Genomic DNA, 12,640 nt, shown 5'->3' with positions numbered 1-12,640 from the left:
CACGCCGCGCGGACCCGCCCGGCAGGAGCTCCGATGAGTACCGGGCCCCTGGCGGGGATCCGGGTGCTGGAAGTGGGCACCATGCTGGCCGGCCCCTACGCCACCATGATGCTCGCCGACCTGGGAGCCGAGGTCACCAAACTCGAACCGGCGGGCGGCGATATCTCGCGCAACGTCGGCGACTCCTACTTCGCGAGCCTCAATCGCGGCAAACGCAGTATCCGCCTGGATCTGGCCGCACCCGCAGGACAGGCGCGGCTGGCCGAGCTGGCCGCGGATTCCCATGCGCTGCTGGTGAATCTGAAACCGTCGGCCATCCGCAAACTCGGCCTCACCTACGACGCGCTACGGCAGTACAACGAGCGGCTGGTCTGTGTCGCGCTCACCGGCTTCGGGCTCGACAACGGCGACGACCCCGCCTTCGACTACGTGGTCCAGGCGTCCACCGGGATCGCCGCCCTGACCGGCGACCCGGACGGACCGCCCACGTTGCCCGGATACTCCTCGGCCGACAATTCGACCGGATTGACCGCGGCCCTGGGCCTGCTCGCCCAGATCGTTTCCGGACGGGGCGGCCAGATCGACGTGTCCTTGCGCGATGTGATGCTGTCGCAGCTGAACTACCACGCGGCCGCCTATCTCGACAACGGCACCGAACCGCTGCGGCGGCCGTACGGCGCGCATTCCTATTACGTTCCCGCCCAGCTCTTCCCGACCGCCGAGGGCTACCTCGCGCTGTTCGTCACCCACGACGGATTCTGGCGCTCGTTCTCGAAGGAAGCCGGGCTCGGCGGGTACGAGACCATGGCCGAACGGGTCGCGAACCGGTCCGAAGTGCTGGAGCTGGTGAGCACGGCCCTGCTCACCGACACCGCCCTCTCCTGGGAGGCGCGCCTGCGCCCGCTGGGGGTCCCCGCCGCCGCGGTGCGCACGCTGCCGGAGGCGCTGGACGACACCCCGGAGATGGTGGTGCGGGCCGGTGACCACCGGCTGGTCGCCTCACCCATCCGGGTGGCCGGCTGGACCCCCGACTACCGCCCCCCGCCCCGGCTCGGCGAACACGGCGGCACCGCGTCCTGACACCGCCTCGGGCGGAGCCCGGAAGGCGATATCACCGACCCCCGTCCGTCAGCGGCCCGCGGGCTGTTCGTCGGCATCGGGCGGGCACCAGGGCGCGGCGGCGAAGGGCCGGTCCGGGTAGTCGCCGCAGTAGGCGTAGATCCGGCGGACCACCTCCCCGTTCTCGACCCGCAAGATGGTGACCGCCTTGTTCCTGGGCACATTGGGTCTCGGCCGCACGCCGTAGTGGAAGGTCCCGGTGACTCCGGGCAGCACACCGAGACCGGTGAGCTGCCGGGACACCGCGGCCAGCGTCGGCTGCTGTCCCGGAGAGGTGCGGTGCAGTTCCCGCACCGCGGTCAGGTACACCTGCGCGCCGTCGTAGTCGAGCGCGGCGTGACCGTCGAGCGAGCGCTCGCTCTCGGGCTCTTGTTCGAAGGCGAAGCGCTGCCGCAGCAGATCATAGAACCGGGTGGCGATCGCGGCCGGTTCGGAATCGGTGACGGGGGCCGGAGCGAAGGACACGAAGTAGTACGGCACCCCGGCCAGTGCCTCGCGAGAGCGGGCCACCGGATCGGCGACATGTTTGGTGACGTCGTCGGCGCCGATAATGGTCGTGGCGCGATGCTCACAGGTCGACGCGCCGCGCAGGAACTCACCGAAATCGGGAACGCCGCGGCCGGAGAAGAAGGCGATACCGTCGCCGGTGCAGATATCGGTCCCCGCGTCGAACGCGTTGCCGAAGGCGTGGTCGTCCCCCGGCGAGGTGGTGGCGGGCAGACCGGACGGCGCGTACGTGTTCGTCTCCACCGTGAAACCGAACCGTCCGAACCAGTACCCGGCGTCGTCACGCAAATTGGTGCTGTAGAGATCCGACTCGTCGCCGGAGTAGTAGATGCGGACCCGCGGCGGCGTGGTCAATGCGTTCGCGGCAAATCCCGCCACGGTCGCCGCTTCCCGGCGGTTCTGCGGTGTCACCTGGATGAACAGCGGATTCCGGTCGGCCAGCGAGTCCAGCGAGAGCGTGGTGGCCACCATCGGGATACCGCCCTCGGCGAGCACCCGCACGGTGTCCTGGGTCGCCTGATTACTCATATTGAATCCGACCACCCCGACGATGGTGGGGTCGGTGCGCGCGGCCTCGACGATCTGCGCGGCGAGTTTCGGGCCCTTGGCCGTACCGCGGCCCGCGTTGCCGATCAGGATGCGGATCAACGGCTCCCCGGGCCCGACCGCGTCGATCTGCTTGCGCTGCGCGACGACCAGGCCTTCCAGGCTCTCGCGTTCGGCGGTCAGATCGGCCGCGGTGCCGCTGCCGTGTTTCGGCGCGGTGAGCGCCTGGAGGTTGACCAGGGTGAAGTAGGGCCGCTCGGGATGCTGTTCGTGCAGGTCCGCGGTCCAGGAGTTCTGGTCCCGGATGGTGTCCAGCACCAGCTGGATCTGGTCCTGCACGACCTGATCGCGGGCCGGCGGCCGGAAGAAATTATACGAACCGTCGCTCAGGCCGATACATTCGTCGCCGTCCCAGACGACGGTCGCGATATCGGTCCCACAGGGGTCGTCCCGAACCGGATGGAACAGCGCCACGGCCACCGCGGCGCAGACCACGGAGACAGTGGTCACCAGCGCGCCGAGAATACGTCTGGTGCGCCGGGGCCGGGTGATCCGCATCGGCGGCGGCGACGGGTGGGCCGGGTTCGGGAACAGCGGTTCGTCGGCGAGATCGCGGCCGTCCTGTTCGGGGGAATGCACCTGGGGCCGCGGCGCGTCCCGGATGGGCAGCAGCCGGGCGCCGATGAGCCGGCGGACCTGCCGCAGCGTCATCGGGCCCGGATTCCGGGCATCACCGTGGCGCAGCACGTCGAGCAGTGCCTGGCCGAACAGCGTGTAGGAATCCCGGCTCGCCAGCTGCGCGGGATCCTTGGAGCTCGAGGCGCACAGCAGGGCGACGCCGCCCAGCCCGCCGCCCGCGTCGAGCGCCGTCACCGCTTCGTAGGTCTCCTCGCGGGCATCGGCGTCGCGGCCGGTCCCGTCCAGAACATCGCCCGGCGCCGTCTCGCCCGGACCGCCGGGAGCCCCGGGGATCTCGTCGAGTTCGGATTCGACCGCCTCCTGCGCCTTCGCCGAGGCGACCTGCTGGATATCGCTCTGGAAGTCGTGGACGGCATGCGCGGCGAAACAGGAATCGAGGATGACTATCCGCGAACTCCGGGGTGCCGTGTGCTTGAGTGTGCGCGCCAGGGCCTGCACCCGCAGGCTGGTTTCGACCGGCGCCGGTTCGTGGGTGTCGCGCAGCAGCAAACAGTAGAAGCGTTGCGCCTCGAAGAAGGCCCCGTGCCCGATATAGGCGACCAGAACGAGCATGCCTCGCCCGTGGCGGCTGCGGGTCCGCCTCATATGGTGCTCGAGGAACTGTTTCATGCGGTCGAAGTGCTCCACCGCGGTGGCTTCGCTGTCGAAGAGGTCCAGCACGTTCTCGGCGGCCAGTCCCAGGCCGTTGTCCCCGGTCAGATAGGCCGTGAGTCCTTGGGCGGTCCGGCTGAACGCGGTGGCGGCGGTGAACCGGTCCAGCCGCGGCCAGCTGCTGGCACCGCAGATGACCGCGACCGTCCGGTCCGGATCATGCATGGTCGTCGCCGGAGAGGAAGTCGCGCAGGATCCGCTCGTGGCGATCGGTCAGCGGACCCTTGATATGCACCGTCTCCCCGGTGTCCGAACGGCTCAGCCGGAAACTGGCGTCGTATCGGCGCGCGCCCCATTTGAACAGCTCACGAATGACCAGCACCACCGCGGGCTGGGACAGCACGATCGTCAGGATGGTCCCCAGATCCTGGTTGAACTCGTTGTCCCGGACCCGGGCGGTGGAAACCTCCGGCACGGCCAGGCGCAGGCTGTCGGACAGGTCGGCGCACAGCTCGTCCGCGGTGGCGAGATCGATATCGGGGAACGAACACGTCACCACGAACTCGCCGCTGCTGGTCATTCTCCGCCCCCTATTACCCTGGTGGGGAACAGGTTACACTGCGCGCCCCACCCCGCCACCCGGGCCGCCGGTCCGATCCCGCCGCCCGCGCGGTCCGCCCGATCGCGTCGCGCCTACTCGCCGGCAGGGTTCCGGGAGGGCGTTCCGGAACCGCCGCCGTACCCATTCAGGCGTGGGCGCGCAGTGCCGCGATCAGCCACTGCGCCCCCGGCACCGCCGGCGGCCGGGCCGGCCAGTCGTTGAGGGTTCCCAGCAGTCCCCAGTACCGCTCCACCCGGGCATCGGTGAACGTGGACATCCGCTCGGCGAGCTCGGCCCGGTCCATCCCGGCGGGCACCGCGCTGTCGAGCACCCGTGCCGCCGCGGGCGAATCCGGTGCGATACCGCCGTCCAAGGCGGCGGCGGCCGCCGCCAGATCCACTTCCGGTTCCTGCGGAGCATCGGCGGCGGCACCCGCGACGGCCATTTCCCGGCAGCGCGCCCGGAAATCCGGGTCGCGGACCAATCCCGCGAGTTCGATCCACGCGTCGACCTGCTCCGGGGTCGGGTCGTCGGGCAGGGTCGCCGGCATCGACCGCATACCGGTGGCGATTCCGGCGCCGGGCGCGTCCGGTTCGATCCCCGCGAACGCCTCGTCGACGAATTCGTCGATGATCCGCTGGCGTTCGGCGGCGGACAGGGTGGCGAGTTCGTGCATGATCCTCAACTCCTCGGTAGTGCTGTTACGTCGCGCGACCGACCGCAGCACCGCCCGCCGCACCCGCAGGGTGCGGATCTCGGCGTCCAGCGCCCGGGCGTGCGCGGCCGCCACGGCGGCCAGGCTCGTCTGCCGCTCCAGTACCGCGCGCACGGTCGCCAGATCCACATCCAGCTCACGCAGGGTGTGCACCAGATCGAGCCGGGCGACGGCCTCGACGTCGTAGAGCCGATACCCGCTGCCGCTGCGTGTGGTCGGCGGTACCAGCCCCTCGTCGGACCAGAACCGGATGGTCCTGGTGTCCAGTCCGGTGCGGCGGGCCAGTTCTCCGATCGTGAACAAGCTGCTGTGGTCGGTCACGGGACAAGCCTGGACCTTCCAGCCACTGGAAGGTCAAGCCGATTCGCCGGCGCGGGGCGAGAATGTCGAGGCGTTAGCGACTGAGCCCGGCCGAGGACGCGTTCGCCGGAGTATCAGCCGAGGATCTGCAGTGGCGCGACAACCGAGAAGAATGCCCCGATGAACCACTGTTTGATCAGCCGCCACAATGTGGGATAGGAGCCGTCGTCGTGCCGGAGGCGGAGGCCGAACAGAGCCTTGCCGAGCGTGGTCCGGATCAGTCGCTGGAGGAATGTGCGGTGGAGGAACGAGGCGATCACGCCCGCGAGCACACCGGACATGATCGGGTTCCACGGTGGCTGCGGCGAATGAACGAACTCGTTCCACACCGCCAGGCCCACCGCACTGTGCAACGACAGGTCCAGAAGGAAGGCGATGACGATCAGGGCGTGCCTGGAATTCTCGTGACGGCGAGGATTCGCCCAATCGGCCGTCACGAAGTCGGGAGCGTTGTTCTTCGGGCGGGTGGCAGGTTTTCTGGAGACGTTTCGAGGCAGGGGCTTGTCCAGGTCCACTACCGCGCACCCGCCCCTGCTGCGCGTCTGCGTGCCGTAGTGCCTTGTCGTAGTCGGCTAGAGCGCAAGACTGGTTCTCCCGGAGTCAGGTGGCGGCTGTGGGAAGGTGACGGATGCGGCCATATTGAGAATCATCCCGCGGTACTGCGGTCCGGTTCCGGGGTCCGCAGTCGAGAGTTCTACTACGGCGATCGACGAACCGTCCGTGGAAGGTACGGTCACTTCGATCTGGAACACTTCCGGGGGGTCGCTGGTAGCCGGATAGCTCGCGATCGACGGTGCCGCGTGCTTTTCGGACCACTCGAAGTAGAGGATCGGGACTGCCGGGCCTTCGATGATCGCGAGCTTCCCTCGTGATTTCTTCTCGGCCTTCGCGTTGATCAGTTCGCTGAGCACCAGTCTCGGGTTCCGATCTTCGCCGTAGTCGAACGAGGAAATGGTGAGCCATGAGACGGCCACCCGCTCGAACGCCGCCTCCCCGGTCCGATGTATGCCGATAGCGCTGTATACCGCGTTGTTCGCGGCCAGCGTGGCCAGCATGAAGTGCAAGGTTCCGAGTACGTTCGGTACGTCGTCGCGCATAGGGCCGGGCACGGACTCGGTGATCAGCGGACCAGCGTTCTGCAGGAGGGTTTCAAGGTCGCCGAGTGGGATTTCGTTGTATCCGGGCGGGATTTCGATACCGATGGCCGGGGCGGGGCGTAGCTTGTCGTTCGGCATTTCGGCGGTTACTCATCCCCTCCTAGGCCTGCCAGCTTCTGCACAGTCCCTCCGGCACGTGTCAGGATCGCGATGGCCGGTGCGGTGCTGGGGATTCCAGGCGTGTTGGCCATATCGGCCACCTGCAGTATCCGATAGGTGGTGCCGGCGATTTCCGGCGTACTGTTCAATGCCACGCCGGCCAAGGCTGGATCGGTGCCCTTGGCTACCACGTTGGCTATCAGGCCGGGATCGTGCGCGCTGGCGGTCCAGGTACTCACCATGCCCTCCATCCGGCCGAGATCGTCGACCCCGCGCAGCCCGGCCCACGCCGTCTTGGCCAGGCCGCTGGCGCCGGGCAGCACACTGAGGGCATCTCCACCCACGGTCAACCACGCCTTGGAATCGCCCGACATGAGACCCTCGCGGATTTCCGGATCGGTGAAATCGAGGGTGAGTGCGCCGGCGCCCGCGACCAGGGACACCCCGAGAGCGATCGCGGAAAACGGTGGTGGTGTGACCAATGCGAGCAGGCCCGCGACCGACGCGGTGATGGAGAGCGCGGTATGGATACCCTCCCGGTGCTCGTCGATCCAGTCACCGATCGACCCGATCGCATCCTTGATCTTGTCCCAGATGCTCTTGTCCGGCTCGCTCGGAGCGAAATCCTTGGCCGCGGCGTCGAGTTCGGAGGCTATCCGTTTCGCGGCGTTCTCGTGTTCGGTGGCCAGGTCACGGACTCGGGCGACGATCGAATCCTGGGCGCCCAGCCAGTTGCTCAGCGCGGTGTTGGCCGCGTTCACCCGGGCGGTGGCGGCGTTGAGCCGGGTTTGTGCGGCCTGTAGCGCGCCGGGGTCGTCGAACTGCTGATTCGCCAGGCCGAGGTCGGGGTTGGCATTCGCGTTCTGGACCTCCGTGACGGCCTTGTTGACCTCCGCGGCGGCGACTCCGGCTTCCTGATCCAAAGCTTTGGCCTGGTCACGGAATCCGATCAGGGCGGTGTTCCATTCCCCGAGAACGGTTACCGCGCGTTCCAGCGAACTCTGGGCGTAGCCCAGATCTTGCGCCAGGGTGGCGTCGAAATGACTGCGGAACGCGTCTCCGGCTTCGCCTTTCCAGACCTCGTCGTTGCTGTTGCGCAGCCGGGCCAGCAGATCGTTGGTTTCGCGTACCGCGTCGGCGGCGGTTCTAATCCGGGTGCTCAGGCCGGCGACGTCGTCGGGGACGCCGGGAACAGGGTTGTAGCCGAGATTCGGAAACGGGTTGCCGGTCACGCCGGGGCCTGCTCACCAGTGCCGGCCGGGGGCTGATTCACCTGTCCGAGCGCGCCGGCCGTCGCGTTGTCGGCCGCTTGATAGGCGGCGAGGCATTGATCCACGCCGTCGGCGGTAGTGCGGGAGAGCTCGCCGATCCGCTGGACTCCGAAGCGCCAGCGCCGCTGAAAGCTGTCGGCTGCGTCGTCGAGAGTCTGGGTGCCGATGCTCGCGGCCCCGACATCGGCCATCGCCTTCAGCGCGTCCTCGAGGATTTGCTGCGAATTCCGCAGTCCGGTAACCGTTTTGGTCAATACATCGATATCGACCTGAAGTGGATTCGTCACCCGGCCCCCTTCCGCTCCCGCCCGGTGGATTCGTCGGACGATACCAGCCCGCACCTACAAGGGGCCTCAACCCTGGGGCCCGTCAGCCGACGTGGTCAATCGATCGCACTGGCGCCCGGCGCCCCGGCCTCCGGTTCGCCCGGGCGCGCTGTGACGCCGGTCGATGGGTTGAGTGGGGGTCGCGGGGCTGAGTAGGGTCTGAGGGGATGCGGGGGGCCGGCCGGTTCCCGGTCCTGTGTGGAATCCGGTGTCGGGAGGTTCGTGATGGTCGTTGCGCGGTCGGTCCGGGGGATTTTGTGTGGGGTGGGGGTTGCGCTGCTGGTCGCGGGGTGTGATTCGGGGAGCGAGGGGACGGCGGCGCCGGTGACCACCACGACCGGGCTGCCGATCGCGGCGGAGGCGCCGTCGTCGTTCGATCCGTGCACGGATATTCCGCAGGACGTGCTGGCGTCGGAGGATCTGCGGCGGGGGGTCACCGACGCGAATGTCGACGGGGGGCAGGGAATCAAGTGGCGGGGGTGCCGCTATGTGGCTCCTGACAGCTATGCGGTCGGGATAACCACGACGAACCTGACGTTGCCTGTTGTGCGCGACAACGACAAATTCGTTGTCCGGCAGGAATACATGGTCGATGGCAGGGCGGCAATAGCTGTGGATTCGGCCGGCGATCCCGATGTGCGGGCCTCCTGTTTGTTCTATGTGGAAATGGCTGGCGGCAGTCTCGAACTTTCAATGGACAATCCGTCGTCGAACGACAAGACCGGCCATTTGGATACCTGCGAACTCGGGTTGGCTCTGGCTCAGAAGATCGCTCCTTCGATACCGGACGCTTGAGCGGTGAGATTCGGAGAAGTAAACAGAGGGAGGAGGTTCGAGAGTGAGTGACGACGAGGTTCCACGCCCTCTGGGGGAGTTGCTGACCGAGGCGAGGGAGGGGCGCTTGTCGGTGAATCTCGGTGCGGGTTCCCCGGATGCGGTTCGAGTGAATGCCGAAGAGTTTGTGTACATGGAGCGCGACTGTGAGGGATTCAAACTCTTGATTCGAGAATTGCAGAGTATGGCGCGAGATATCTTTAAGCGTGAACGATGGGATCTCGGAGAGGGGAGTGATGGCCTTTCCTCCGCAACTGTCCTGGTCGGACGCTTCCGCTCGAAGGCGCAGAACGCCGACGATGGGAACGACGTTCATGCGATCTTGGAACAGCACTACCGGATCGTCGAGGATATTCAGGAATTGCATCGGGTGATCGCTCAGCGGTATATGGAAACCGACGAGGCGTTCGCAGGCCGGTACAACGAGTTGATGGCCGGGGCGCCACCGGTCGTTCCGTTGGCAATGCCGCCGGCCTTCCAGGTCGTACCCGGCCAGTAGGAAACCCGTGGTGCGGCAGGGCGGTGTGTCAGTGAGATCGAAGCAGGGGGAAAGATGATGACCTTTCAGAACGAGAATCCGAAGATCGGTGATCCGGAGGAACCGAACGGTTTCTCCCATCCCGAGATCGACGGAGCATTCAAACCCCTGGCACCCGGAGACCACGGGATGATGGCGTCCGATCAGTACGGGCAGATCGCCGCCCAGTGGGAGAGCGGCGTGCAGGTTTTCGCGGCCCGGATCCGGCGGTCCAGCGCCGCGGCCTGGGAGGGCCCGGCGGCGGAACAGTCGCGACAAGCGATCGGAAACTACGCCACCCGTGCCGAGGATCTGGTTCCCGCGCTGAATGCCCTCGCCGTCCAGGTCTACGAGTCGGTCACGTCGATCATGCGCACCCAGACCAACCTGCCCGAGGTGATCGAGAAGCGTCCGGGCTGGGATCCCAGAGAATGGACGATCCTTTGGGCCGATAACGAGCGGACCGACAACGAGGAAGCGGCTCGCCAGGTGATGCGGGACTATTACGTGACCGGTTTCGTCGCGGCCGATACGAAGATCCCCGTCCTGCCGGTCCCGGTGAACCCCACCCAACCCCTCCACACGGATCTGCCCACCGATACCGGCGACCGGCCGGGTCCGGGCGGTACATCCACCGACCCGGGCGGCAACCCCACCGGAACCGATACCGGGCAACCGGACAGTGAGAACCCCACCGGAGAGCAGCCGGGCGAGGAGGAGCCGGGCGAGGAAGAGCCGGGAACCGAGGACCCGGGCGACGAGACGGATACCGAGGAGCAGCCCGGGGAGACCCCGGCGGCCACCACACCCTCGACCACCGACGGTCCTGTTCCCACGACGCCGAGCACCACCACCAGCACACCGGGTCCGGGCGGCCCCGGTTCCCCCAGCGGCAACCCGGTCACCACCGGCGACCCCGGTCGAACCGTCCCCGGTACACCGAACACCACCGGAGCTCCCGCGGCGGCGACCGCCGGAACCACCAGTGCCGGTGCGGCGCGCAGCGGTATGCCGGGGATGATGGCGCCGGGCGCGGCCGGTCGCGGGCAGCAGGGCGACGACGACAAACACGAGATCCCGGACTATCTCGTCACTGCCGAGAACACCGAGGAACTGCTCGGAGAACTGCCGCCGACCGTTCCCGGCGGAGTGCTGGGCGGCGAGGTGCCCGCAGCGCAGCCGCCGCGCGACACCTGATCGGCCTGTCCGAAATGCCCCGGCCGCGTTCGACAGGGCCGGGTGCCATGCGTCCACCGCTGTCACGTCTCGAGGGAATCCGCACCGACAATGAGCACCTGGATCTGGGAGCCGGACGATTTCGCCGCGCTCTGGTATCGCGACGGGATCGACCGATTCCCGCGCCCACTGCGCTATCTGAGCCGATACAAGACCCGCAACCCCTATGACGCGCACGCGGCGGGGGTCCGGGAACGGTACGACCGTGACGAGCGCGAAATGATCCGGCGCGCGCTGCACACCGTGTCCGACGGTGACCTGCGGATCGAGATACTGGGCGCGTCGACCGCGACCGGCAAGGGCCGGATCCGGGAGTATCGGGTGGTCGGCGCCCGGAACGCCCAGTACGGAGTGGTGCTGGCGCAGTCGGTGATCGACGGCCGCTACGGTTCGATCCACGGGCACCTCTTCGGTGTCGAACAGCTTCCGAAACGGCTCGCCGCCATGGTGTCGCCGTGCGATCCCGGGCGTGCCGGGGCGGGCACGTTCCATATCGACGATCTCGATTCCGGGCGCGAACGGCAGCAGTCCTTTCGCCGCGGTCCCCGTGAGCAGTACCGGCGCCTGGCGCTGCGGCCCGCCGACGGCGGCGGGAGTGCGGGATTGCGGGTCGGCTCGATTCTGGATCGTTCCGAGCCCTGGTACGGAATCCAGTGGTACGACATCACCGGCGACGGCCGCTACCTGGAGCAGCGGACGCGGGAACATGTCACGGTGCGTCCCGCCGGTGCCGGCGATCTCGCCGCCGCGTTCGCCGAGTGGATCGACCGGGCCCTGCCCCGCCTGCGCGAGGACGAGGCGGATACCTGGTAGCAGCGTCCGTAGCTGCCCGGAAACCCGAGGCGGCGCCGACCGGCCCGCGTGTCGTCGAGGAGCCTTGTCGCCGCTATCCATCGAGATAACGCGCGATATCGGTGAGAGTGCAAGCCCCGTACAGCGTCTCGCCGTCCGATGCGTCCAGCAGCGACCATCGCGCCGGTGTGCCCGCCTCGCGGATGAGGCGGTAACCCAGGCTTCCGGCTTGGGCGGCAAGCGAATCGAACAGCCCGGTGTGAGAGTCGCACGCTCGGCGTCTGTTCACCTGCCCGCCCGGCTTTCCCATGGCGGCCCACCGGCGCAATGCGTTCGAGAGCCGGAGAAGTGTGGCGGTGTCGGTGGGGGATCGCCAATTCCTCCTCCGCGGTATCGGAGTCGCACCGGGGACGCGGTGCGGCAATTCTTCCTTCACTGGCATATTTCCCTCCACTCGGGCTGATCAGTACTCGGAGAATTCCCGGACACCGGGAACCATTCTGCGTTCCTCGACCAGTCGCGCCCGGGCTTGTCTTTTGATCGGGCACGCCGCCGGCGGACACTCGATATGGGTCTGCATCACCTGGTGGGCGTGGTCGACGGTCATCACCGGCACTGTCCGGTGGTCGGTTACCGGTAGTCCGAACAGCATCGTCACCTCGTAACGTCGGGATGGTCTGGTGTGCAATATGGAAAATTCCGCGGTGGAATATTCCACGGCGCCGGCCGCGTATTCAGTCAAGCATCCCTCTTGCCGATTGTGAATCCATACGTAAGATTCTGTGGCACAACGGAATTACATCGGGTGGATAGGTAATTCCGAACTGTTCGACTATTCCATTCGAGTTGGAATAACCGCGAGTAACGGCTACGAAGGGGAGTATCCATGTCCATCGAATCGAATCCCGCGAACCCGCCGACCCTGCCGCGCCGGGTACTGGGCCGACGCCTGCGCGAACTGCGCGAGCTGGCGGGGATGAGCCGGGCGAACGCGGCCCGGAAGTGCGAGATGGGGGCGCAGACGCTGTGGCGTCTGGAATCCGGGCGCAACAGCGAGACCAAGAAGATGGTGGTCAATGCGCTGTGCGATGTGTACGGCGCAAGCGGCACCGAGCGAGGCGAGTTGCTCTGGCTGGTCGATGAATCTCGCAAAGACGGATGGTGGCAGTCCTATGCCGATGTCATGTTCCCCGAGTTCGAGATGTTTCTCGGCTTGGAACGGGCTGCCTGCAAGATCTTCTCGTGGCAATCGACAACACTGCCGGGGCTG

The 12,640-nt window shown here is 67.2% G+C and carries 14 protein-coding genes; 6 read left to right on the top strand and 8 right to left on the bottom strand.

Annotation, left to right across the window (positions count from 1 at the left end; translation table 11 throughout):
• Window positions 1-33 precede the first annotated feature (33 nt).
• Window positions 34-1,080: a CaiB/BaiF CoA transferase family protein gene (locus ACWDU1_RS03705; RefSeq protein WP_449995671.1), complete on the top strand. Its 1,047-nt coding sequence runs from the start codon at window positions 34-36 to the stop codon at window positions 1,078-1,080.
• Window positions 1,081-1,128: 48 nt separating this feature from the next.
• Here ACWDU1_RS03705 and ACWDU1_RS03700 read toward each other — a convergent pair whose 3' ends face one another.
• From ACWDU1_RS03700 to ACWDU1_RS03670, 7 genes are all read right to left on the bottom strand, one after another.
• Window positions 1,129-3,687 (bottom strand): caspase family protein, encoded by a 2,559-nt coding sequence (locus ACWDU1_RS03700; RefSeq protein WP_449995669.1) that lies wholly within the window; start codon window positions 3,685-3,687, stop codon window positions 1,129-1,131.
• A complete protein-coding gene (locus tag ACWDU1_RS03695; protein WP_449995667.1) occupies window positions 3,680-4,042 on the bottom strand; it encodes a hypothetical protein in 363 nt (120 codons plus the stop codon). Before ACWDU1_RS03695 ends, ACWDU1_RS03700 begins: the two co-directional genes overlap by 8 nt.
• Before the next feature lie 166 nt (window positions 4,043-4,208).
• Window positions 4,209-5,099, bottom strand: a complete 891-nt coding sequence (locus tag ACWDU1_RS03690; RefSeq protein WP_449995665.1) for a MerR family transcriptional regulator — start codon at window positions 5,097-5,099, stop codon at window positions 4,209-4,211.
• 113 nt (window positions 5,100-5,212) lie between these two features.
• Entirely contained in the window at window positions 5,213-5,653 is a 441-nt protein-coding gene (locus ACWDU1_RS03685; protein WP_449995663.1) for an RDD family protein, read from the bottom strand.
• Window positions 5,654-5,710: 57 nt separating this feature from the next.
• Window positions 5,711-6,373, bottom strand: coding sequence for a hypothetical protein (locus tag ACWDU1_RS03680; protein ID WP_449995661.1), 663 nt, complete (start codon window positions 6,371-6,373; stop codon window positions 5,711-5,713).
• A gap of 8 nt (window positions 6,374-6,381) precedes the next feature.
• Complete coding sequence (locus tag ACWDU1_RS03675) at window positions 6,382-7,626, bottom strand: hypothetical protein (RefSeq protein ID WP_449995660.1); 1,245 nt, start codon at window positions 7,624-7,626, stop codon at window positions 6,382-6,384.
• On the bottom strand, window positions 7,623-7,952 hold the full coding sequence (locus tag ACWDU1_RS03670; RefSeq protein ID WP_449995658.1) for a hypothetical protein: 330 nt from the start codon (window positions 7,950-7,952) through the stop codon (window positions 7,623-7,625). The genes ACWDU1_RS03675 and ACWDU1_RS03670 overlap by 4 nt, the downstream gene beginning before the upstream one ends.
• A 264-nt stretch (window positions 7,953-8,216) precedes the next feature.
• Here ACWDU1_RS03670 and ACWDU1_RS03665 point away from each other — a divergent pair, with 264 nt between their 5' ends.
• The 4 genes from ACWDU1_RS03665 (at window position 8,217) to ACWDU1_RS03650 (ending at window position 11,391) form a co-directional block, all read left to right on the top strand.
• Entirely contained in the window at window positions 8,217-8,786 is a 570-nt protein-coding gene (locus tag ACWDU1_RS03665) for a DUF3558 domain-containing protein (RefSeq protein WP_449995719.1), read from the top strand.
• A gap of 43 nt (window positions 8,787-8,829) precedes the next feature.
• The gene (locus ACWDU1_RS03660; protein WP_449995656.1) at window positions 8,830-9,324 is read left to right on the top strand and encodes a hypothetical protein; all 495 of its coding nucleotides are present in this window, start codon (window positions 8,830-8,832) and stop codon (window positions 9,322-9,324) included.
• 54 nt (window positions 9,325-9,378) lie between these two features.
• Complete coding sequence (locus tag ACWDU1_RS03655; protein ID WP_449995655.1) at window positions 9,379-10,539, top strand: WXG100 family type VII secretion target; 1,161 nt, start codon at window positions 9,379-9,381, stop codon at window positions 10,537-10,539.
• Between the two features lie 90 nt (window positions 10,540-10,629).
• Window positions 10,630-11,391 carry an ESX secretion-associated protein EspG gene (locus ACWDU1_RS03650; RefSeq protein WP_449995653.1) on the top strand — a complete coding sequence of 254 codons (762 nt, stop codon included), beginning with the start codon at window positions 10,630-10,632 and terminating at the stop codon, window positions 11,389-11,391.
• 442 nt (window positions 11,392-11,833) lie between these two features.
• Here the strand turns inward: ACWDU1_RS03650 and ACWDU1_RS03645 are convergent, their stop codons facing one another.
• A complete protein-coding gene (locus tag ACWDU1_RS03645; protein ID WP_449995651.1) occupies window positions 11,834-11,977 on the bottom strand; it encodes a hypothetical protein in 144 nt (47 codons plus the stop codon).
• A gap of 279 nt (window positions 11,978-12,256) precedes the next feature.
• Between ACWDU1_RS03645 and ACWDU1_RS03640 the strand changes: the two genes are divergently transcribed.
• Window positions 12,257-12,640 (top strand): helix-turn-helix domain-containing protein (locus tag ACWDU1_RS03640; RefSeq protein ID WP_449995649.1); only part of this gene is annotated, 384 nt, incomplete at its 3' end.

The sequence above is a fragment of the Nocardia sp. NPDC003345 genome (assembly GCF_053589395.1).
The sequence above is the reverse complement of the archived record's forward strand: the minus strand, read 5'-3'. Positions and strand labels throughout refer to the sequence as shown.

Excerpts from the sequence above, each read along its gene's own strand:
- ACWDU1_RS03645 (WP_449995651.1), bottom strand. The coding sequence starts at position 11,977 with ATGACCGTCGACCACGCCCACCAGGTGATGCAGACCCATATCGAGTGT.
- ACWDU1_RS03650 (WP_449995653.1), top strand. The coding sequence starts at position 10,630 with ATGAGCACCTGGATCTGGGAGCCGGACGATTTCGCCGCGCTCTGGTAT.
- ACWDU1_RS03655 (WP_449995655.1), top strand. The coding sequence starts at position 9,379 with ATGATGACCTTTCAGAACGAGAATCCGAAGATCGGTGATCCGGAGGAA.
- ACWDU1_RS03700 (WP_449995669.1), bottom strand. The coding sequence starts at position 3,687 with ATGCATGATCCGGACCGGACGGTCGCGGTCATCTGCGGTGCCAGCAGC.
- ACWDU1_RS03665 (WP_449995719.1), top strand. The coding sequence starts at position 8,217 with ATGGTCGTTGCGCGGTCGGTCCGGGGGATTTTGTGTGGGGTGGGGGTT.
- ACWDU1_RS03680 (WP_449995661.1), bottom strand. The coding sequence starts at position 6,373 with ATGCCGAACGACAAGCTACGCCCCGCCCCGGCCATCGGTATCGAAATC.
- ACWDU1_RS03705 (WP_449995671.1), top strand. The coding sequence starts at position 34 with ATGAGTACCGGGCCCCTGGCGGGGATCCGGGTGCTGGAAGTGGGCACC.
- ACWDU1_RS03695 (WP_449995667.1), bottom strand. The coding sequence starts at position 4,042 with ATGACCAGCAGCGGCGAGTTCGTGGTGACGTGTTCGTTCCCCGATATC.